Annotated in this window: 15 protein-coding genes; 10 read left to right on the top strand and 5 right to left on the bottom strand. The window is 36.5% G+C overall.

Annotated features, from left to right (window positions below; all coding sequences use genetic code 11):
• Window positions 1-79 precede the first annotated feature (79 nt).
• Together QSV08_RS07545 and QSV08_RS07540 are read right to left on the bottom strand one after the other, a co-directional pair.
• A complete protein-coding gene (locus QSV08_RS07545; protein ID WP_324027788.1) occupies window positions 80-706 on the bottom strand; it encodes an HmuY family protein in 627 nt (208 codons plus the stop codon).
• Between the two features lie 37 nt (window positions 707-743).
• Window positions 744-2,858: a TonB-dependent receptor plug domain-containing protein gene (locus tag QSV08_RS07540; protein WP_324027787.1), complete on the bottom strand. Its 2,115-nt coding sequence runs from the start codon at window positions 2,856-2,858 to the stop codon at window positions 744-746.
• A gap of 116 nt (window positions 2,859-2,974) precedes the next feature.
• On the opposite strand from QSV08_RS07540, the gene QSV08_RS07535 reads away from it, so the two are divergent.
• The 4 genes from QSV08_RS07535 (at window position 2,975) to QSV08_RS07520 (ending at window position 8,818) form a co-directional block, all read left to right on the top strand.
• Window positions 2,975-3,880 carry a DUF6607 family protein gene (locus QSV08_RS07535; RefSeq protein WP_324027786.1) on the top strand — a complete coding sequence of 302 codons (906 nt, stop codon included), beginning with the start codon at window positions 2,975-2,977 and terminating at the stop codon, window positions 3,878-3,880.
• 4 nt (window positions 3,881-3,884) lie between these two features.
• A complete protein-coding gene (locus QSV08_RS07530; RefSeq protein ID WP_324027785.1) occupies window positions 3,885-5,387 on the top strand; it encodes an ankyrin repeat domain-containing protein in 1,503 nt (500 codons plus the stop codon).
• A gap of 44 nt (window positions 5,388-5,431) precedes the next feature.
• A complete protein-coding gene (locus QSV08_RS07525; RefSeq protein WP_324027784.1) occupies window positions 5,432-5,917 on the top strand; it encodes a DUF2271 domain-containing protein in 486 nt (161 codons plus the stop codon).
• 705 nt (window positions 5,918-6,622) lie between these two features.
• A complete protein-coding gene (locus QSV08_RS07520; RefSeq protein ID WP_324027783.1) occupies window positions 6,623-8,818 on the top strand; it encodes a PepSY domain-containing protein in 2,196 nt (731 codons plus the stop codon).
• A gap of 386 nt (window positions 8,819-9,204) precedes the next feature.
• Here QSV08_RS07520 and QSV08_RS07515 read toward each other — a convergent pair whose 3' ends face one another.
• The 3 genes from QSV08_RS07515 to QSV08_RS07505 form a co-directional block, all read right to left on the bottom strand.
• A complete protein-coding gene (locus tag QSV08_RS07515; RefSeq protein ID WP_324027782.1) occupies window positions 9,205-11,172 on the bottom strand; it encodes a heavy metal translocating P-type ATPase in 1,968 nt (655 codons plus the stop codon).
• Between the two features lie 44 nt (window positions 11,173-11,216).
• A complete protein-coding gene (locus QSV08_RS07510) occupies window positions 11,217-11,633 on the bottom strand; it encodes a Fur family transcriptional regulator (RefSeq protein WP_324027781.1) in 417 nt (138 codons plus the stop codon).
• Window positions 11,634-12,027: 394 nt separating this feature from the next.
• A complete protein-coding gene (locus QSV08_RS07505) occupies window positions 12,028-12,999 on the bottom strand; it encodes a succinylglutamate desuccinylase/aspartoacylase family protein (protein WP_324027780.1) in 972 nt (323 codons plus the stop codon).
• 988 nt (window positions 13,000-13,987) lie between these two features.
• On the opposite strand from QSV08_RS07505, the gene QSV08_RS07500 reads away from it, so the two are divergent.
• From QSV08_RS07500 to QSV08_RS07475, 6 genes are all read left to right on the top strand, one after another.
• Window positions 13,988-16,261, top strand: coding sequence for a carbohydrate binding family 9 domain-containing protein (locus tag QSV08_RS07500; protein ID WP_324027779.1), 2,274 nt, complete (start codon window positions 13,988-13,990; stop codon window positions 16,259-16,261).
• Between the two features lie 700 nt (window positions 16,262-16,961).
• Window positions 16,962-17,945 carry a Gfo/Idh/MocA family protein gene (locus QSV08_RS07495; protein ID WP_324027778.1) on the top strand — a complete coding sequence of 328 codons (984 nt, stop codon included), beginning with the start codon at window positions 16,962-16,964 and terminating at the stop codon, window positions 17,943-17,945.
• 5 nt (window positions 17,946-17,950) lie between these two features.
• Complete coding sequence (locus tag QSV08_RS07490; protein ID WP_324027777.1) at window positions 17,951-18,439, top strand: MFS transporter; 489 nt, start codon at window positions 17,951-17,953, stop codon at window positions 18,437-18,439.
• A gap of 293 nt (window positions 18,440-18,732) precedes the next feature.
• Window positions 18,733-19,878, top strand: coding sequence for an endo-1,4-beta-xylanase (locus tag QSV08_RS07485; RefSeq protein ID WP_324027776.1), 1,146 nt, complete (start codon window positions 18,733-18,735; stop codon window positions 19,876-19,878).
• Window positions 19,879-19,912: 34 nt separating this feature from the next.
• The gene (locus tag QSV08_RS07480; protein WP_324027775.1) at window positions 19,913-21,349 is read left to right on the top strand and encodes an MFS transporter; all 1,437 of its coding nucleotides are present in this window, start codon (window positions 19,913-19,915) and stop codon (window positions 21,347-21,349) included.
• Window positions 21,350-21,369: 20 nt separating this feature from the next.
• Window positions 21,370-22,407 carry a glycoside hydrolase family 43 protein gene (locus QSV08_RS07475; protein WP_324027774.1) on the top strand — a complete coding sequence of 346 codons (1,038 nt, stop codon included), beginning with the start codon at window positions 21,370-21,372 and terminating at the stop codon, window positions 22,405-22,407.
• The last annotated feature ends 458 nt before the right edge of the window (window positions 22,408-22,865 follow it).

The following is a 22,865-nucleotide window of genomic DNA, read 5'->3' as shown; positions in this document are numbered from 1 at the left end:
ATTTTAAAAGTATAAAAACAAAAAAAAGCCCGTCTTTTACAGACGAGCTTTTATAAACAACTTAAATCAAAAAAATAAACTACTCAAAAGAAGTTTCCCCTTCGTTAGGGTTATAAACATAGTTGAAGGTGTAGTATGGTGTAGCATCTGTAAATGCATCTGGTTCAGTAGGGGCATTTTCATAGTAGCTAATAATCTCTACTTTGACATAATTACCAGCTGTAGTTCTAAATACAAACACCTTACCTGGTATAGGCGTAATTAAATGAGTTGGGTCGCCTGCGTAGTTGTACCAACCGTTATCACTACCTGTTGCTATGGCAAATGATGCATCTGCATCTTGGTTAAAAGTGAGATCGTCTGCTGTGGTTACACTTGCCAAAGTACCTGTTACTTCGGCGACACCAACATTTCCGTTTCTTTCTGGCTCATCTTCGGTACCTGTTACAGCGCCACCGTTAATGGCAATAGTACTACCCCTAAATGCAACATCCCAATCAGTGTCGCTTGTGGTCTCTAAGCTGGTTTCAAAATCAAACTTTGTAAACGCTCCGCCAACAGGTTGTCCTTGCCCTCCTGTTTGTGGAGCATATAGGTTGCTTACCGTTTCGGTTTGTATTGGCTCTACTGGTGTACTGTCATCATCGTTGCTACAAGAAGCGAATGCTACCGCTAAAAATGCTACTGCTAAAATGTTCTTCGTCATGGTAAATGTGATTAAAACCTGCGCGTTGTCAGGTGGGTTAGAATTGATAATTAAGTTTTACGTATGCTTGAATTCCCGGCATTGTCGGGATATTGTTATCGGTATAGTCCAAAAGGTTATTGGCACCTACCTGTAGTGTAAAATCTTGATAAAATGTTTTGCTCACCGCTGCATTTACAGTTACGAACCCATCAATGAAACTGGAGTCAAAACTATCTATGAGTCCGTTGCCGTTGGTGTCATATTGCGCATATTTACTTCGGTACAGAACACGCATATTTACATTGGTGTTTGCCTTAGGTAAATCATAGTAAACCTTAAAATTAGCGTTGTGGCGAGAGCGATTGACCAACCCAAAATAGTCAGATTTTGATAGTACGACCGATTGCCCATTTGTTGCATCACGTACAAATACTTGGTTATCTGCTACATCTTGTTTTTTCTGTTTGTCAAAAGCATAGAGCAATTGGTATCCGGCACTTATATTTAGGTTGTTGGTCAGTTTATAGGCAGAGTTGATTTCGAAACCTGTTGTGTATATTTCATCGAAATTCATATAGCTGAACACATTTTGTCCGTTGGTCTTACGGGCAATTATGCGGGTATCTATTAAATTTTTAAAATCATTTCTAAAGAAATTTACTTCGGTGTTACCGCGACCGTGTTTTAGATTAAAACCTAAATTGTAGCCAATAGAACTTTCTGCTTCTAAAGGTTTGCTAAGGTCTTCATCGGTAACGAGCACGCTAAGAATTTGGTCTTGCGTTTCTAATTCTTGCAATTTATCTAGAGCAACATTATAACCTAATACGGTATAGCCAACGGCAGAATTGGTGAAGTCAAAATACAGCTGCCTAAAATCTGGTGCTTTAAAACCGTAGCCTACTGATCCTTTAATAGCTAGGTTCTCGTTTAACTGGTAGCGCAATGCTAATTTCGGACTGAATTGATTGTTATATTCAGAGTGATTGTCAAACCTGGCACCGGCAATAACATTTAGTTTTTCAATAGGGTTAAAATCGTATTGCGCATATACGTATTCAGAGGTGAAATTAACCGTCTCATCAAAGTAGGTTCTGTCTAATTCATCTACTTGTAATCCTAATCCGGCGGTTAAAGTTCCATTTTCAAACCCAGTATTATTATCGTCTGCAGTTGAAAATGAATAGCTACCGCGTACCTCTGGGCGAAATAGTTGTTGATTAAAATCGCTATCACTGAGCACATCGGTTGAAATGGGATCTGCTAATAATTCGGTGGCAACGTAATTGGTATAATATAGCTCATATGCCATGGTGAGATTTGGGGTCCATTTATGATCTAGTCTTGCATGTGCGTTCCATTCGCGTTCTTTCGTGTCGCCCTGGTATTGTATACTGTCTACCGTGAAACCTGCATCTTGATTTTGGTCATAGAACCGCCCAGATGTGAAGAGGGATAGTTTATCATTAAAATCATAATACACCCTTCCGTTTAAAGTATAGTTCGTGAACGGATTTACGGTTTGCCCTTCTGTTTCTTCATTTAGGTCATATCCGTTGGATGAAAATCGGTTTGCAAAGAATCCGTAGCGAAACTTTTTAAATCCTTGCTTTAAATCTAGGTTAATATCTTGTTGCATAAAACTTCCTATTCTATAGGATGCATTACCGTTTAGGTCTTCTGTTTTAGGTTTCTCAGTGATGATATTTATCACGCCGCCCAAGGCTTCAGAGCCGTATAAACTGCTCGCGGGACCTTTGACTACTTCAATTTGTTTGATATTAGCAACAGTAAGTCGGCTTAAATCAAAATTACCGGCACTTCTACCCACTAGCGGAACACCGTCAATAAGTATAAGAATATAGTCTGATGCTATACCTTGTATTTGTACCCCTTGAAATCCGCTTTCATCAGCTACAGTTATAATACCTGTTTGCTCATTAAGTATTTCGTTTAAGCGTACGGTACCCGATTTTATAATTTGCTTTTTACCTACTAACGTAACGGGCAGGGGTAACGATGATAATTGGCGTTCGGTTCTAGTGGCAGTAACTATTACTTCATCTAATTGCTGCGATAAGATGGAGTCGTTAGAACGTTCAGTATTACTTTGTGCAATGGTGATTTGGAAACCAATTAATATTAGTAATGGGGTAAGCTGAAATCGCATTATGCTTATTTAGACTAATTATGAATAATGAAGCAAATATATAAACAATTCTTATTTAGAATAAATAAAAATAGTTATTTTTGTCATCGAACCAGTAAACAATAAATCAATACCTCATGAGAACACCTGTTACCATTGCCATGGCACTGCTTGTTTCAATAAGTGCCTTTTCACAAAAAGATAAAAAGAAGAGAGACCGCGAAGCTATAAAGAGTATGTGTGGTTGTTATGAAGTGACTTTTAAATTCGCAGAAACCTTTAATTATAGCACAGACTCGCTTTACAAGCCATCTAAAACGAAAGTTGATAAAGGCTTAGAGTGGGCAGAGTTAATTGTAGATGAGGGTGATAAAATTTCTATTCAACATTTATTACAAGTTGGTAGCCCGGCAGCTCCACATATAGTTAAGCATTGGAGACAAGATTGGTTGTTCGAGAACACCGACCTATATTCTTATAATGCCGATAATACATGGACATTTAAGAAGCTACCTGCTAATAATGTAAAAGGGCAGTGGACACAGAAAGTGTTTCAGGTAGATGATAGTCCGCGGTATGAGGGGTCTTCTACTTGGGTTCATGTAGACGGAAAGAGTTTTTGGGAAAATACTGCCGATGCACCGTTGCCAAGACGTGAGTACACCACAAGAAGTGATTATAATTTAACCGTTCGTGGCAACCGTCATGAGGTTACCGATTATGGTTGGTTGCATGATCAAGACAATACCAAGGTAATTCGTGAAACCGGTAAAGAAGATGTTATTGTAGCTCAAGAAAAAGGATACAATACCTATGTTAAGGTCGATGATAGCAGATGTGCTGCAGCTGCTGCTTGGTGGAAAGAAAATACGGAGAAATGGACCATTGTACGTTCTAAGTGGGATGCTGTTTATGGTCGTAATAAAGACTTGTCTTTAGAAGAGAAAGTAGATAATAAAGTATTGTATAAATATCTTTTTGATGAAGAATATGATCAAGAAGGTGAAATTGAAGAAGTAATTGAATCATTTGTTAAAAAATAAGAACATGAAAATTGTAAAACAAATAGCCCTAACCGCTCTATTATTTGTAAGCTTTACAAGTATAGCGCAAGAGAAGAACGAATTGTTAGATCGTATATTCTGGAAAACGAACCCTGATCTTGCTACTTTAAAAGAAAAAATTGCAGAAGGTAATGATCCGGCTGAATCTGATAGCAACTCTTTTGATGCTACAACATTGGCAATTACCACTAAGCAAGATACCGAAGTAATTAAGTATTTAGTTTCTCTAGATGGTAATGGGGTAGATAAAAAAACTCATGATAGCCGTATCTATTTACATTGGGCAAGTTATTCTGGCGATGCCGAATTAGTAAAGTATTTATTAGATAACGGTGCGTCGGTTACGGCTCTAGATAGTCACCGTTTTACACCACTTGCTTTTGGTGCAAATGCCGGACTTACAAACCCTGCGGTTTATAACGCTTTCGAAAAGAAGGGTGTGAATTTAGCTGAAGAGAAAAATGAACATGGGGCTAACGTATTATTGCTAGCTGCAGCTTCTTTAAAGAACGAAAAGGAGTTAGATTTCTTTTTAAGTAAAGGTCTTGCTCTAGATAGTAAGGATAATGACGGTAACGGAATTTTCAATTATGCTTCTAAAAAAGGAAATATCGATTTTCTAAAACTGTTGGTTGAAAAGGGAGTTGATTATAAATCATTAAACAATAATGGTGGTAATGCTTTCATGTTCGCATCGCAAGGCGGACGCGGATTCAGTAATGGCTTACCGGTCTATACTTATTTAAAAGGTCTAGGTTTGGAACCTAATATTGTTGAGAAAAGTGGTAGTACGCCATTACATCGTTTGGCTTTTGGTACTAAAGATGCTGCTATTTTTGAGCTTTTTTTAAACGCTGGTGCAGATGTCAACCAAACGGATGAAGAGGGTAACACTCCGTTCTTAAACGCTGCTGCTAGAAACGAACTTGCTATGGTTCAATTATTAGCAAAAAATATAACCAATGTCAATGTAGCCAACAATAGTGGTGAAACTGCACTTATGCTTGCAGCTCATGATAATAAAGCAGATGTTGTAGCATTTCTAATAGAAAAAGGTGCAGATATTAATGCAAAAGATGCTACCGGAAATACTGCGGCTTTTTACTTGGCAGATTCATACAGTAAAAGAAATGCTGCTGCTTTTGATGCAAAGTTGGCTTTGTTGAAATCTAAAGGATTAAAGTTTAATACTGTTCAAGGCAAAGGGAACACCTTATACCACGTTGCTGCTAAGAAAAATGACCTTGAGTTATTGAAAAAGGTATCCGATTTTAATATCGATATCAATGCTAAAAACGATGAGGGTATAACGGCATTGCATTTAGCAGCTATGAAGGCTGAGAATGATAAGTTGCTTAAATTCTTGTTAGCTAAAGGTGCAGACGCAAAGAGTACAACAGATTTTGAAGAAACGGTATACGATTTGGCAAGTGAGAACGAAGTGTTGCAGAAAGGGAACACATCGTTAGATTTCTTAAAGCAATAACCGAATTAACTGATAACGATACATATTTATAAACTTATATATAGATGAAAAGATTTTTAAAATACATTCCGGCAGTGCTATTGGTCGGGTCTTTGTTGACAGCATTTACTCCGGTAGATAAAACGCCTGTAAAGTGTCTTATTCAATTAACAAATTATTCTGGCGAAGGTGCCTACTTGATCGTATCTATTGTTGATGCCGATAATGAATATGTAGAGACCATATACGTGCAAGGTAAAGACAGCGAGTGGTACAGTGAAATTACAGAATGGTGGAAATTCTACGGAAAAAATCGCCCGAATATAGATGCTATTTCTGGCGAAACTATCAGTGGCGGAGAACGTGCATTAAATGTTTTGCAAATTCCTACGGATAAAATAGATGAAGGGTATAGCCTTCGTTTTGAAACTTCTGTAGAGGATCAAGGGTATTATGCAGATGATATTCAGTTCCCGCTAACGACTGAAAACTTAACAACTAAAGTAGAAGGAAAAGGGTTCATTCGTTACGTACGTATGCTGCCTCAGTAAAGATTATTAAAACGTCTTTGCGAGGAGCTTTTCGCGACGAAGCAATCTGTTGAATAGTGGCAATATTTGAGTATTAGGTTTCCATGAAGCATAATAACGTCTTTGCGAGGAGCTTTTCGCGACGAAGCAATCTGTTGAAAAGTGGCAATATTTGAGTTTTAGGTTACCATGTAGCAGAATAACGTCATTGCGAGGAGCTTTTCGCAACGAAGCAATCTGTCAAACAGGGATAGCATGTTAGCCTGTCACATTGAGCGCAGTCGAAATGCAAGTGTGTTAGATGCTAACTTAAGAGTTCTTGACTGCGCTCGAAATGATATTTTGGTACAATTGAAAACGTCTTTGCGAGGAGCTTTTCGCGACGAAGCAATCTGTTGAATAGAGTTAGCATGTTAGTGTGTCACATTGAGCGCAGTCGAAATGCCAGGTGTGCGAGAAGCTAACTTAAGAGTTCTCGATTGCACCTGCCCGACGATTAGGCGGGTTCGTAATGAAGTTTAATAGTTAGTGTGTTTATTTTTACAATTACAATCACGCTTCCAGAATGACTTAGTACAGCCATTCTGGAAGTTTTTAAATAATATAAGGTTATAAAACTACTCGATATTCGAGATTTAAATGCTCCGACGCTTGCGTCGAAATATTAATTATGTTTTCAATTCAATGCCTCGCGGGCTTGTCCCAAGGTTATTTATTTTACTTCGTATGACAATTTCTATTTGGCGCTATAGCCATCTTACGCTTGCCTTGGTTTCTTCGCTATTCTTGATAGTGGCTTCTGTAACGGGAATCATTTTAGCGGTTGAACCCATTTCTCATCAAGCAGAGGGTTATGCGGTAGAAAATTTAGAAGAAGTGTCATTGGCTACTACCATCGATGCTTTAAAGAATACCTACGACGAAGTGTTGGGTTTAGAAGTAGAATCATCAGGCTTCGTAAAGGCTTCCGTACTAACGATGGATATGGAAACTTTAGATGTCTATGTGAATCCCGTAACTGGTGAGCAGTTGGGTGAAGTGGAAGAGCGTCCGTACATATATACCTTCGCTACAAATGTACACCGATCATTATTTTTAAAAAGTATAGGTCGATTCTTTGTCGGTCTTATTTCATTATTCTTAGCTATTATTGCTATTACAGGCTTGGTTTTGCTTGCTAAGCGCCAAGGCGGATTCTTGAAATTATTCTCAAAAGTCCAGAAAGATTATTTCGAACTACGATACCACGTGGTGTTAAGTCGCTGGTTCTTTATTCCTATTGTAATTCTTGCTGTAACCGGAGTGTATTTATCTGCCGAAAAGTTTAATCTGCTTCCAGATGCTCATGTTGAACAACAAGAGCTTGCCGTAAATGAAAATGCCAAGGCTTATAACAATATAAAAGAAGTGCCCTTTTTTAAGGAAACTACATTAGCGGCTGTTCGACAAGTTGAATTTCCTTTTTCAGATGATCCAGATGAATATTACTTAATTTTGTTGCAGGATAGGGAAGTGGAAGTGAATCAGCAAACCGGAGCCATAGTGCGCAGTGGCGATTACCCTTTTGTGACAATGGCTTCGCGCTTAAGTTTGGTATTGCATACGGGTGAAGGCAATGTCATTTGGTCCATAATTCTTTTACTTGCCAGTGCATCTATTTTGTTTTTTATGTATTCAGGATTTGTAATGACCTTGAAACGTAGAAAGAAAGGAAAACGAATTGCCCAGGTATTAGATAAAGATGAATGTGAGTATATAATTTTAGTAGGGTCGGAGAGCGGTACTGCATTCGATTTTGCACAACGTTTCTATAACGGATTATTGCAAACTGGTAAGAAGGTCTATTTAACAGAGCTTAATAACTATACCACATATGCGAAGGCAAAAAATATAATTGTATTTACATCAACATATGGCGAAGGAGAGCCACCAACGAATGCCCGTAAATTCCCTGCGTTATTTTCGACCATACAGCAGCCAAATAAAATTGACTTTTCAGTTATTGGTTTTGGTTCTTTAGATTATCCCGATTACTGTAAGTTTGCTATTGAGCTAGATAATCAATTATCAGCAGCTGAAAACTTTCAGCAACAATTGCCACTTTTTAAAATTAATAAGTCCGATTTTGATTCTTTTGAACTGTGGATGATTCAATACACTACTAAAGTCGTATTCACGATTCCTGTAGAAAGACCACTCGTTAAGAAAAAGAAATATAAGAAAATAGAATTCGAGGTGGTGGAACGAACGGAATTGAATTGTGATGATACTTTTTTAGTAAGAATAAAACCACAATCTAAAATTGAATTTACATCGGGAGATCTGTTAGCTATTTTTCCGAATGCAGATGATACGGTTCGTCAATATTCAATTGCTAGAATTGAAGATGAAATTTTATTAAGTATTAAAAAACACAAATTAGGAAGAGGTTCTAATTTTCTCTTCGGATTAAAAGTTGGTGAAACTATAAAAGCTGCCATAGACCGAAATGAACATTTCCATTTTCCTGAAAATTCAAAAAATTCAATTTTCATCTCAAATGGCACCGGCATAGCTCCGTTCTTAGGAATGATTTCAGAAAATACAACTCAGAATATCTCGATGTTCTGGGGAGGGCGATCAGAAGCCTCTGTGTCGATTTATAATTCTGTTTTACAAAAAGAAGCCTCAAATCGTGAATATTTAAAAATATTCACCTCATTCTCAAGAGAAGGAAAAAAGCAATATGTTCAAGATGCTGTTTTCGAACAAAAAGATTTGGTTTTGGAAACAATAAATCAAAATGGTGCCATTATGATTTGCGGATCATTAGCCATGCAACATGATGTTCTAGATGTCATCGAAAAAATACTAGAAGGAAACCAAAACATCACTTTCGAAGCCTTTGAAAAAAGCAATCAGCTAAAAACGGATTGTTACTAACGAATTGCAAGGAGCTTTTTCGCGACGAAGCAATCTGTTGAATTTGTGCAATATTTGAATTTGGGGTCAAGATGTCACATTGAGCGCAGTCGAAATGCGAAGCTTGTGAGATGCTAACTTAAAAGATCTCAACTGCGCTCGAAATGACATTAGGTTTCGTCTTTGCGAGGAGCTTTTTCGCGACGAAGCAATCTACCAAATTTCTACACCAAGCGAGTTTTAGGTTAATAGGAGACAGATTACTTCACTACGTTCGTAATGACGAATTGTATCTAAGTCGTCTTTGCGAGGAGCTTTTTTGCGACGAAGCAATCTCCCTAATTTCTACACCAACTCAGTTTTAGGTTACCAATCAACAGATTACTTCACTACGTTCGTAATGAGATTTAATCCCACTGCATTTTCTGCAATCGCACCGCATTTAAAATTGCCAATAGCGCAACACCAACATCGGCAAAAACAGCTTCCCACATAGTTGCGACACCGCCAGCGCCCATGGCTAGAACAATAAGTTTTACACCGAATGCCAAAGCAATATTTTGCCATACAATTTTACGGGTCGAATTCACGATTTTAATGGCTGTCGCAATCTTTGAAGGCTGATCATTTTGTATGATAACATCGGCAGTTTCAATGGCGACATCACTACCTAATCCGCCCATGGCGATACCAACATCACTAATGGCAAGAACGGGAGCATCATTAATTCCGTCACCTACAAAGGCAATCTTGGTGTTCGGGTCCTTCTTAAGCTTTTCTACTTCTTCCAGTTTTTCTTCAGGTAGTAATCCGCCTTTTGCCCAATCAATACCTAATTGTTGTGCTACTTGTTGGGTGATGGAATCTTTATCCCCCGAAAGCATAATAATTTTATCAATTCCCGCTTTGCGCATTTCTTTGATTGCTTCTAAAGCATCTTCTTTTAATTCATCGGCAATAGTAACATAACCAGCGAATTTTCCGTCTATCGCCATCATTACGATAGATGCTACAATGGCATCAGTTTCTTTTGGTACATCTATTTGGTTCGCCGACATCATCGCTTTATTACCGACCAAGACCAATTTTTGGTTAACCGTTCCTTTCAATCCTTTACCGGCAATTTCGATGACATCTGTTGCTTTAAACTTACCTCCGTCAATCTTATATTCTAAAATTGCCTTCGCAATAGGGTGTGTAGATTGTTCTTCAATAGCGATCAAGTACTTCATGAAATCTGCCTCGGTAAAGATCTGATCTTTAATGAGATCCTTAATCTTAAAAACACCTTTGGTTACAGTGCCTGTTTTGTCCATAACCACTGTATTTACTTTGGTCATGGTGTCTAAGAAAGATGCACCTTTAAACAGTATTCCGTTTCGTGAAGCTGCTCCTAATCCGCCAAAATATCCTAACGGAATAGAAATTACTAATGCACACGGACAAGAAATAACAAGGAATACTAAAGCACGATACAACCAATCTTGAAAGACGTAATTCTCGACAAAAAAGTAAGGTAAAAATGTAAGCGCAATAGCTAGATACGTAACAATTGGAGTATAAACCTTTGCGAATTTTCTAATAAAGAGTTCTGTCTTCGATTTACGAGCGGTGGCATTTTGTACCATATCTAGAATACGGGCAATAGAACTGTCCTTGAAAACCTTGGTAGTTTCAATTTCAATAACTCCGTCTAAATTGATGCTTCCGCCATATATGACATCTCCTTTTTTAAGGGCATCGGGCTTGCTTTCTCCTGTTAAGGCTGCGGTGTTAAATAATCCCTTTTCTGAGCGTAATATACCGTCTAGCGGGACTTTCTCGCCAACCCTGACTTGTATTTTTTCACCCACATTAACCTCTTCTGGAGAAACAGAAATAAAATGATGATCACGGAAAACCAAGGCTTGATCCGGTTGTAGATCAAGTAAAGCTTTAATACTACCTTTAGCACGCTGAACCGCAGCACTTTGAAAAAGTTCGCCCACTGCGTAGAATACCATTACTGCAACACCTTCTGGATATTCGCCAATACCAAATGCCCCGATAGTAGCAACGCCCATTAAAAAGAATTCGGTAAAGAAGTTCCCTTTTTTGATGCTTTTCCATCCTTCTTTTAATACAGGTAAACCAACGGGAATGTATGCCGCGATGTACCAAGCTAAACGTATGTAGCCTTCAAAGAATGGTAGGGTATTAAAATAGTCTACCATCATGCCAATTACTAGCATGATAAAACTGATAATTGCCGGTAGGTATATTTTAAAGTTTGATGTGTGTTGTGGTGCTTCGTGCGTATGTTCGTCCCCACAGCAGTGACCGCATGAACTTTGGGGTGCTGTAAATGCTTGTGCATCTATTTTCTTCTCTTTCATAATACCTGCAAGGTCTGAAAAGATGTCGTGCAACAGAAGTGCATTTAATGATCGCTACACGAATCGCAGATACCTTTAATGACTAAATTGGCATCTTCGGCAATATAGCCAGCGGGTAAATTTATATGCGGAATTTTATGTTCGGTTAAGCAAACGGTTTTGTCGCAATGGCTACAATGAAAATGTAAGTGCAGATCTTGATCGATCTCGCAATTGCAACCAGGCTGACACAATGCGAATTTTGAAACATTGGTGCCATCATCTATTTGATGAACAATGCCTTTTTCTTCAAATGTTTTTAAAGTTCTGTACAGTGTAGTTCGCTCTGCTTTTTCAAAAGCATTTTCAATATCGGTCAAAGCAACGGCTGTATTTTTACTAGCCATAAATTTATAGATAAGAATACGCATTGCGGTTGGTCGTACACTTTTGTTATCTAATGTTTTTTCTACTTCAGTCATGTAAAAACGGAGTTTTAAAATACGCTTAACACTAATGTAATCAATGTTTTAAAAGATTTCAACTTGAGAGGATCTTTAACTTTAAATTAAGCAATTTAGTGTGTTTAAAAGCACCTTATTTTTGTTGTAAAGTGCTGAAAATTCGACAAATAAGGTGCTGAATATTGATTTTTTCAGAAAGAAGAGTTTCCATTGAAAAATCGATGAATTATGATATTTTTTTAGCTAAGAAATATTGATGTTTTATCTGTAGTTACCTCGGTTTTCGATTTGGTAGCTTAGGTTTCTGATGAAAGGTTAATGATCCTTCAGTCAGTAAGATAGCTGATTTTAATTGCAGGTGATCTTTAACTTTTTAGCGTTTGATTATTAAGAATTGAATTGCATTTGAGGTCTACTCAATGTCATAAGCAATATGGAAAATCGCGTCGCCTTGATTCACAATTGGTGATTCGTTGATGCAAATTACATATCCGGTTTCTTTGGCTTTTATTTTCTTCTCAAAATACCCAAACGGACCAGAAATGCTTCCTATTTCTTCTCCCTTTTTTACTGCTTGTCCGATTTTGATTGTTGGGTGAAACATGCCCGAATGTTTTGCTCGAACCCATTTAGAGGCATGAACCAATTTCGGAACCGTTTCTTTTAATGCGTATTCGCCTAATTCTTCTTCGAAATTTCGCATACCTAAATGATGCATCATCCGCAGTGCACCAACAATTCCTGTATCGGTTATTTCGCTATCGATATGAAGCGATTTTCCACCTTCATATAACAATACTTTTTTATCAAGCTGATGTAAAGTTTCACGAAACGATTTTTCTCTTCCAGCAGATTTCACAATGAATTCTGCGCCGAAAACTTTCGCTAACGCTAATCCGTCAACATCATCGCTATCAATTCTAATCTGTGGTGCGTTAAAACGGCTGTCACCACCGGTATGGTAATCTATACAGTAATCTATAACGGGAGCGATATCTTTTACCAAGTGGTACGCAAAACGGCTTGCCAATGATCCTCTTAAGCTACCAGGGAAAACTCTGTTTAAATCTCTACCATCAGGAAATTGACGTGCTTGGTTCAAGAAGCCGAATATGTTTACCACCGGAATACAAATAACCATACCGCATTCTGGACGGTTGAATTTTTTAGAGACGATTTGCCTAACAATTTCTACACCGTTAATTTCATTACCGTGAATACCACCTGTAATCAATAGGGTAGGACCGTCTTTTTTACCGCGCTGTACAATTACCGGAACTTCAATTTTGGTTCTGGTGTGTAGTTTAGCGATATCTAAATTCAACTGGGCACCTTTGCCTTTCTGAATGGTTTCGCCTAAAAGTGTGTATTTTTTATTAAACATCTCGTATTACCTACATTAAGATTTCTACTATAACCGAAAAGGTTGCAGTTTGGTATATTCTAATTGGTAAAATTAGTGTTTAATATCATAAATAGTTCTCTAAAAATGTTTGGTTGATTAATCTGTTTTTTATCTAGCCATTCTTTGATACCTAAGTTTTGTGGGTTTTTATTTTACTTGTTATAAGGGATTGTATTATAGTGATGTGAAACAGCTTTCTAATGCCCATATAAGTAGAGAAATAGAGGGGGATTATTAGATTTTACCCATAGAGAAGAAATGAACAAACTATTTAGATTCCTTTATTGAGTTAGGCACTTGCTATGCTGTAAAAGTATAAAGAATATTAATCTTTAAATTATGGTAAGCTATTGCCTGCTATTTTAGAGATTAACAAGAACATAGCTTTTCATTCAGCCAGACATACTTTTTACAGTTATATTTTCTAATGGTGTTCCTCTTGAAAAGGGTTTTAAATAACTAAGAGATATAAAGTTTTTACGACTCAAATATATACTCGACTACTAAAGCGAAAAATAGGTGAGGATTTAAAAACTCTCAAATTGGTTCTCAGAGACCATTTGGAATTAATAAAAAATAATCTATCAATTAACAATTAAATACTTTGAGATGTTACCTTAATCTTTTAAACATACTATTAGTCCCTGCCGATCTACAGACCGTCTAATTCGATTTCTTTTTATAGATAAGGGTCATTTCATTTTTTACATTAGATATTTTTATTGTTCCGCTTCAATTTTTATAATATCTGCTTCATATTTAGCACCCGATTGCTTACAAGGTATTTATTTTCACCTCTATTAAATAGCTATCATTTTAGTGTTTTTGATAACTAAAGACGAAGGCGTCTCAAGCCTTGTGCCCCAGAAAAAAAAGTGGGATGTACTAAAATTTTGATAGCTTTTTTTTTACACAATCACACTCTTAAATTATTAATATATCCCTGTGGTATAATTTGTCTTTGAAAATGAAAATAATTAATAAACATGTACTTGAGAATCGCTTTATTAATACTCTGAAATGTGCCATTTATCTAATAGCCATATGCATACTTCCTATTTTAGGATTTGGTCAAGACAGCAATAATGAAAATGATTCAAAGGAAATAGTTGCGTATCCGCTCAATGGCGGTGAGCTTCGTTTAGATGGTATTGTAGATGAAGAGCTATGGTTATCTATACCGGGCAGTGGTAATTTTCTTATGCAAGAACCTAAAGAAGGAGGAGAGCCAACAGAGCGAACAGAAGTAAGAATCACCTTCGATAACCAAAATCTTTATATCTCAGTAATATGTTTTGATAGTAATCCATCAGGTATAAAGGCTTTCCAAAAAAGAAGAGACGCATCACTTGAAACAGACGATAGCTTTAAATGGATTTTTGATACATTTATGGACAAGCGAAGCGCCTATTTTTTTGAAATCAATCCGTTTGGATTGCGGGGTGATGCCCTCATTTCTCCAGGTCAGAGTGGAACTTTTAACAAAGACTGGGATGGTATTTGGAAAGCATGGACCCATATTGGTGATTTTGGATGGTCGGCAGAAGTTAGAATCCCCTTTCGAAGTATTAATTTCGATTCTAAAAAGGACGTCTGGGGAATTAATTTTCAAAGGAGTATACGTCGTAAGAACGAAGAGCTATTATGGACAGGTCATCGTCGTAATCAGGGATTGTTTCGACCTCAGAATGCAGGTATTCTAACGGGTCTTACAGATCCATCGCAGGGATTAGGTTTAGAAATTATCCCCTTTGCCATTACACAGTCTACCAAAGTATATGATATGGAGAATGATGAGTCTATTAGTGCAACTTCTGCCGATCTCGGATTTGATATTAATTATAATATAACATCTCAATTAAAAGCCTCTTTTACATACAATACTGATTTCGCACAGGCCGAGGTTGACAATCGACAAATAAATCTTACTCGTTTTCCTTTGCGTTTTCCCGAACAAAGAGATTTTTTTCTTGAAGGGTCTTCTATTTTACAATTTGCCCCTTCTAGTGGTGTTGACCCTTATTTTAGCCGTAGGATTGGTCTTGTTAATGGAATGCGTATTCCTATTAACTATGGAGGTCGTATTATCGGCAATGTTGGCAAGAACAATATTGCACTGCTCCATGTAAAAACAGGTAAAGCAGAGAATCTGAATTCAGAAAGTTTTACGGTAGGCAGGTATAGGCGAAATTTTTGGAAAGAGAGTTCTATTGGCGTACTGTATACCCATAGAAGCACCGAAGACGATATATTACTTGGTATTCCAGTTCAGGATAGGAAAACATGGGGTGCCGATTTAAACTTAAGTACTTCAGAATTTTTAGGCAATAAAAGACTGCAGCTTTCCGCCTTTTTTGTAGCTCATAACCCTGTTTCTCCTTTTAATGATTCTACTTCAATATCAGATAGATCAGTTAGGGGATTTCGGCTTAATTTTCCTAACAAACCATGGTTTGGTAATGTTTCGTATAGGGAATTTGGAGATGAGTATGATCCAGCGGTCGGGTTTAATCAACGTAACGGTTTTAAAAGGTTACAACCAGGAATAGGATATGCCCCTCTGTTTGAAAATAGTAAATTCATTAGAGAAATAGAATGGGGTATTGCCTATGAATATCTGTCTTCATTGCAAAACAAACTGCTTACCGAAAATCTTAACTTTAACTTGGGAACTATCAGGTTTGAATCTGGAGATAAATTAGGTGTTGAAGTATCTAGAGGTTTTGAATTTTTGGATAAAGATTTTGACATACTCAATGACGGTTCGGTTGTCGTGCCTACAGGAGAATATGTGAATTGGGGTTACGAATTGGAGGCATCTTCTGCATCCTTTCGTAAGGTGTCGGGCTCAATTGGTTATGAAGCCGGGGGATTTTGGACTGGAAATATTTCTAGCTTGGTATTGGGTTTGACCGTTCGACCGATACCTGGTATTAATCTGAGCAGTGGGTACACACATAGCAAAGTAACAGCTGAGAATAGTGGGTTTGATACAAATTTATTCCAGGTAGATCTTGGGCTTGATTTTACACCTGATATTTCGTTTTCGTCAAACATTCAATTTGATGATGTAAGTGAGATTCTGGGGTCTAATACCCGTTTTCGATGGATTATTACACCTGGTACCGATATTTATTGTGTGTATAACCATAATTGGCTAAACAATACGGCACTGAATAGAAGGCTTTTTACGATACAACAGGGAGCCGTAATGAAGATAATTTATAACTATCGTTTTTAGATTTCTAAGAAGAATTAAAGGAATCTCTTAAACTCTTTATTTATTATAATTGTGAATCGATACAACGTAGGTTGACAGTTTTAAAGAATTGATATTAAATTCGGTGAGTTAGATTCTTAGTTTTTTGTTGCATATTATGACCGTCATATCTAGGCTGTACTAAATTTATTCATGAATTTCATGTTGTGTTTTTACACTATCATCTGAACGCTCATTTTTATCTTTTTGCTTAGTATTCTATAATGCTTCAAGGTATTTTCAATATCCATTCGCTTCATTTTTAATATCATCTGCTTCATATTTACTACCCGATTTCTTATTAGCCAATTAGATTTGTCTACCCTTTAAGTTAATTGCATACAATTTGTTTCATATCGAATTAGATGTTGACAGTTTACAGGTAAAGGCTTCTTTGATTAATGTAGCTGATGGAAAAAATTTGGTTGTTTTTTAAGAACTCGAGAGCGCAATTATTATTCATGCGATTTTTTTTTGGCAGAATAAATACCATATAACAGGTAGTATCATTTAGGCAAATCCATCTTAAGGTTTATCGCTAAAAAAAGATGTGGGGTAAGTTTAAAGAACATAATTATTTTGAAGGCTTAGGTGAGAGCAGAACTACAAGTGAATTAATTTACAAATACGGACTAAATGCGGAAGCTATTGAAGCCGCCGTTAAAACTATAATAAATAGAAAATGATGACTAGAGATATTAAGTGGGGTATTGTTGGTTTGGGTAATATTGCACATCAATTTTGTGAAGACTTGTCGCTAGTGGAGCAAGCTACTATATATGCCGTTGCATCTCGCTCAAAAGAAAAATCAGAAGCGTTCGCTAAAAAGTACGGTGCCATAAAAAATTATGATTCGTATGATGCCTTATTCAAAGATCCTGATGTTGATATTGTTTACATTGCTACCCCACACGATTCACATGCCGAACTAAGTATTGCTGCCATGAACCATGGTAAGCATGTGCTCTGCGAAAAGCCTTTGGCTGTAAATGCGGCACAGGTAAAATCGATGATTGAGGCTTCCAAAGCCAATAAGGTATATCTGATGGAAGCGTTTTGGACTAGATTCAACCCTTCTATAGTAGAAATTAAAGAAAAAATAGCTCAAGGCGTAATTGGCGATATTGTCCATATTAAAGCTGATTTTTCTTTTCCTCAGAATTTGGAAGATGAACATGGGCGCAACTTGAATATGGCTTTGGCCGGTGGTGCCTTGTTAGATATGGGGCCGTATCCTGTGTTTTTGGCATATCTGCTTTTAGGCATACCTAATGATATTAAAGCATCTGCTCAGTTTCATGAAACTGGTGCTGATATTCAAACATCGGCGATATTTAACTATGATCATGCACAAGCAATGCTCTATACCGGATTTTGTCATGAAAGCGATATGATTGCTAGAATTTATGGTACTAAGGGAGAAATTCATATTGATAGAATTTGGCACGAAGCACAAGGGTATAGCATCATTAAAGAAGGTGAAAAAGTTGATTTTTCAAAACCGACCATTGGTAAAGGATTTGCCCATGAGATTATATCGTGTCAAGACCATTTGATGTCAAATGCTAGAGAGAACAAATTGTGGGCATTGAGTGACAGTTTAAATGTAATTGGATTGCTCGATAAAATTAGGACTTCTATAGGATTAAAATATCCATTCGAATAAAACATATGAAAAAATCGATATTTATAGCTTTTGTAGTATCACTAGGTGGATTTTTATTCGGCTTTGATGCAGGTATTATATCAGGGGTAATGTCGTATGTTAACCCAGAGTATAACTTAGACGCTTTACAATCGGGTTGGGTGGTAAGCTCGCCTTCATTCGCAGCCATGTTTTCCATGTTGCTGGCTGGTAGGTTAAGTGATTTTTTTGGAAGAAAAAAAATACTTTTATATGTAGCCATAAGCTATGTCTTATCAGCATTGCTATCAGCATTGCTATCGGCGTATTCAATTTCTTATGAAATGCTATACTTGGCTAGAATGTTAGGCGGTTTAGCATTCGGAGCGGCCTTAATTTTGGCGCCCACATATATAGCAGAAATTTCTACAGCTAAAAATAGAGGTAAGCTCGTTTCTATTCAACAGTTGAATATCGTTCTTGTTTTTTTTTTTTTTTTTGATTTTGTAACCATCGAAACGATTAGGGTAAAATAAATGGTATTTAACTAAAATTAAATTAGATGTCGTTTGCTGAATGTTGGGATAATTAAAATTCGAAAAAATTTATAATTTAAAAAGCCTCAATTGAATAGGGTATTAGAAATTTAATTTTTTCCCTTTGAAACTAATTATAATAGCAATAACGCTCTTAAATGCGTCATTTCTTCTACTTATTGCATCATTAGTACTACGAAGCTAACCACCATAAAAATATCTTTAAACTATAAAATCATTAAAAATGTTTGTATTAATTTATTTCTGAATTTATCATTAATTATAAGCTTCCTATGCAAAAAAAATCACTAGAATTATTCAGTTTACTTTTTCTTTCATTTCTCTTCATAAACTGTCAAGACCAGCCCGAGAAAAAGCAAGAAAATAAGAAAGAAAAAGTCTCTTTACAAATGGTTTTTAAAGACGATTTTTATATAGGCGCAGCTGTAAACGATGGGCATATTGATGGTACTGATACTTTAGGCATAAAACTACTTAAAGAGCAATTCAATACTATTACTCCTGAAAATGTAATGAAGTGGATGTATATTCACCCACAACGAGATACGTTCTATTTCGATACAGCAGATAAATATGTTGCATTAGGTAATGATAATAATATGCATGTGGTAGGTCATGCCTTAGTTTGGCACAGCCAATTGGCCGAGTGGATGAATCAAGTGAAAGATAGTACTGAAATGGCAACAATTTTAAAAGAACACATTAGCACCATTGTAAAACAGTACAAGGGTAAGATTGATACATGGGATGTTGTAAACGAAGCCCTGAATGAAGATGGAACTTTGCGTGAATCTAATTTTTATAATGTAATGGGTGATAGCTATTTGGAGTTGGCATTTAAAGAAGCAGCAAAAGCAGATCCAGATGCACAACTTGTATATAATGATTATAATCTTTGGAAGCCAGAAAAACGTGCAGGAGTTGTTCGATTAGTCAAAAAGTTACAAGAAAGTGGAGCAAAGATTGATGGGGTTGGCATGCAAGCACATTGGAGTTTATTGGGACCTTCAATTGAAGACATTGAGAATAGTATAATAGCGTACTCAGAGCTTGGCGTAAAAGTGATGTTTACAGAATTGGATGTTACCGCCTTGCCAAACCCTTGGGATTTGAATGGTGCGGCCGTTGAGCAGAGCTACGAACAGTATGAAGGTGATCCAACTATGAATCCATACCCTAATGGTATGCCCGATTCAGTTCAGATAAAATTAGCAGAGCGCTACGAAGATATTTTTAAACTCTTTTTGAAACATAAAGATAAAATTAGCCGCGTTACTTTTTGGGGCGTGCAAGACGGGCAATCTTGGTTGAATAGTTGGCCTATTAATGGTCGTACCAATCATCCGCTTTTATTTGATAGACAATACCTTCCGAAGAAAGCTTACCAAGCGGTAATTGATTTAAAGGAAAAAAATTAAACTTTTTCTTAACCAGTAAATAACATACCAACTTATGAGTTCAAACTCTCAAAAACTCTCAGTAAAAGAAAAAGTAGGATACGCTTTAGGTGACTTGGCAGCCAACTTGGTCTTTCAAACTTTAGTCACTTATTTAGCCTTTTTCTATACTGATATCTACGGTCTTGAAGCAAATCATGCTTCAGCAATTATACTAACAGTTGGCCTGGTTGCTGCATTTGGTTTTAATCCTATTATTGGAGCTATTGCAGATAGAACAAATTCTAAATGGGGAAAGTTTAGACCATGGATTTTATGGACGGCGATACCTTTGGGTGTTGTTGCTCTTTTAGCTTTTAGTACACCAGATTTCGAGTATAAAGGAAAAGTCATTTATGCCGTTGTTACCTATACATTATTACTTTTGCTTTATGCCGCAAACAACTTACCTTATTCTGCTTTAAGCGGCGTAATTACGGGTGACATGGGAGAGCGAAATAGTATTTCTGCCTATCGCTTCGTTGCTGTAATGTTTGCACAATTCTTTGTGCAGGTATTTATGTTACCAATCATTGAATCTGCAGGAGGAGGAGATAAAGCGGTTGGGATAGAAATAGTCATGACATGGCTTGCCATTATAGGAACCATTATGTTATTGATTACTTTCTTTACTACACGTGAGCGTATTGTTCCTAAGCCAGAACAAAAATCAAGTATTAAAGAAGATCTATCAGATTTATTTAAGAATAAGCCTTGGGTAATAATTTTGATCGTTACAACACTAGTTTTTGTAACACTAGCTATGAAAGGTGGTTCTTATGTGTATTATTTTAAAAACTATGTAGACGCAGATAGATTGACAAGTTTTATAAGTCCTTTTTTAGATTTTCTGTCAAGCATAGGTATTAACTTCTTTGGTGAAGATCCAGTATCTGCTGGGTTTGGTTTGTTTAATGCTGGTGGAATTATTTTTATGATTGTTGGTATTGGTCTATCAAAAAAATTAGCTGATAAATATGGGAAAAGAGATGTATTCATGTTATTTCTATTTCTTTCCACATTATTTATACTACTATTTTATTTTTTCTCTTCAACTTCAGTAGAATTAATGTTCCTATCACAAATTTTACACGGTTTTTTCTATGGAATCACCATTCCATTACTATGGGCTATGATTGCAGATGTTGCAGATTATTCTGAATGGAAAACCAACCGTAGAGCAACAGCTATTATTTTCTCTGCAATGATGGTGGGTTTAAAAGGAGGTTTAAGTATTGGGTCCGCACTTTTAGCTTCCATTTTATCTAATTACGGCTATGACGCAAGTCTACCAGAGCAAACTGCAAGTGCCATTACAGGTACTAAAATGCTAGTGAGTGTATTTCCGGCAATTCCTTTTTTAATAGGAGTTGGTTTACTTTTCTTTTATGAAATCAATAAGAAAATGGAAGTGCAAATTGAAGCTGAATTAAAAGAACGAAGAGCAAGTTAATCTTTTCAAAAAATACTATTATGCCTGAAGAAAGTATCGAAAATATCAATTTTGATGAACTAAATAAGAACGCTATTTCACAGCCATTAATTTCAAACATTTACACAGCAGACCCTTCTGCTCATGTTTTTAATGGAAAAATTTATATTTATCCATCCCATGATGTTGATGCTGGTGAAGCTTTTGATGATCTAGGAAGCCATTTTGCAATGGAAGATTATCATGTTATCTCTATGGATTCCATAGATAGCGAAGCAGTAGATAATGGAGTGGCATTACATGTTGATGATGTAGCTTGGGCTAAAGAACAAATGTGGGCGCCAGATGCTAATGAAAAAGATGGTACTTATTATTTATTCTTTCCCGCGAAAGCACATGATGGTATCTTTAGAATAGGAGTAGCTACAAGCAACTCACCTATAGGTCCTTTTAAGGCACAACCAGAAGCTATTAAAGGTAGTTTCTCTATTGATCCAGCTGTATTCAAAGATGATGACGGAAGTTATTACATGTATTTTGGCGGTCTTTGGGGCGGCCAATTACAACGATGGAGAGATGGAGAATATAATGCAAGCCAACCAGATAGTCCAACTGCATTTATTCCAGAAGAACATGAAGCGGCATTGCTCCCTTATGTTGCAAAAATGACAGATGATTTATTAGAGTTTGAAGAAAAACCAAAAGCTATAGAAATTATAGACGAAAACGGTGATTTGCTTTTGGCAGGCGATAATGACCGTCGTTTTTTTGAAGCCGCTTGGTTACATAAGTATAAAGACAAGTATTATTTTTCATATTCAACCGGCGACACACATTTTATTTGCTACGGTATTGGCGATAACCCTTACGGCCCTTTTACGTATAGTGGGCGAATTTTGAATCCTGTTGTGGGGTGGACATCACATCACTCTATTTGTGAAGTTGACGGAAAATGGTATCTTTTTTATCATGACTCAAGTTTATCTAAAGGCGTCACACATCTTCGTTCTGTAAAGGTTGCTGAAATTAAGTATCGAGCAGACGGAACCATTGAAACTTTAGACCCTTATATTCTATAAGTCAAAAAGCTATTAGTAGTAAATCTTTTAATAGGTGTAGTGGTATTGCATAATCTGAAATTAAATTTACCATTGAAGTAAGAACGAAACCAGAAAGAATAACGAAACCAGAAAGAATAACGAAATGTTTTAATAATAGCTATTTTGTCACGATCATGAACAATAAAGAAGGTGGTGATGGTGAGGTTGTTGAAATTTCAGCAGATGGAGTTCATACTTTTTCAAAAGGATGAAGAATCTAATAGTATTTTTTGAAATGACCGTATATCAATATCAGTAATCATCACCTGAATATTCTAATTTGCTAGTCTCTATTTCTTCCAAAGTAGGATAAAAAACTTTATGCCTTGTCTTTACAGGAAAGACAGAATAACCATATGGCTAAAAAAGATAAGATTATTTTTATAAAATTTGTTTTGATGTGGAATATCTTATTATTAGATATGATGTTGACTATT

The sequence above is a fragment of the Maribacter sp. BPC-D8 genome (assembly GCF_035207705.1).
Taxonomy (GTDB): Bacteria; Bacteroidota; Bacteroidia; order Flavobacteriales; family Flavobacteriaceae; genus Maribacter.
This window is presented reverse-complemented; position numbering and strand designations above follow the sequence as displayed.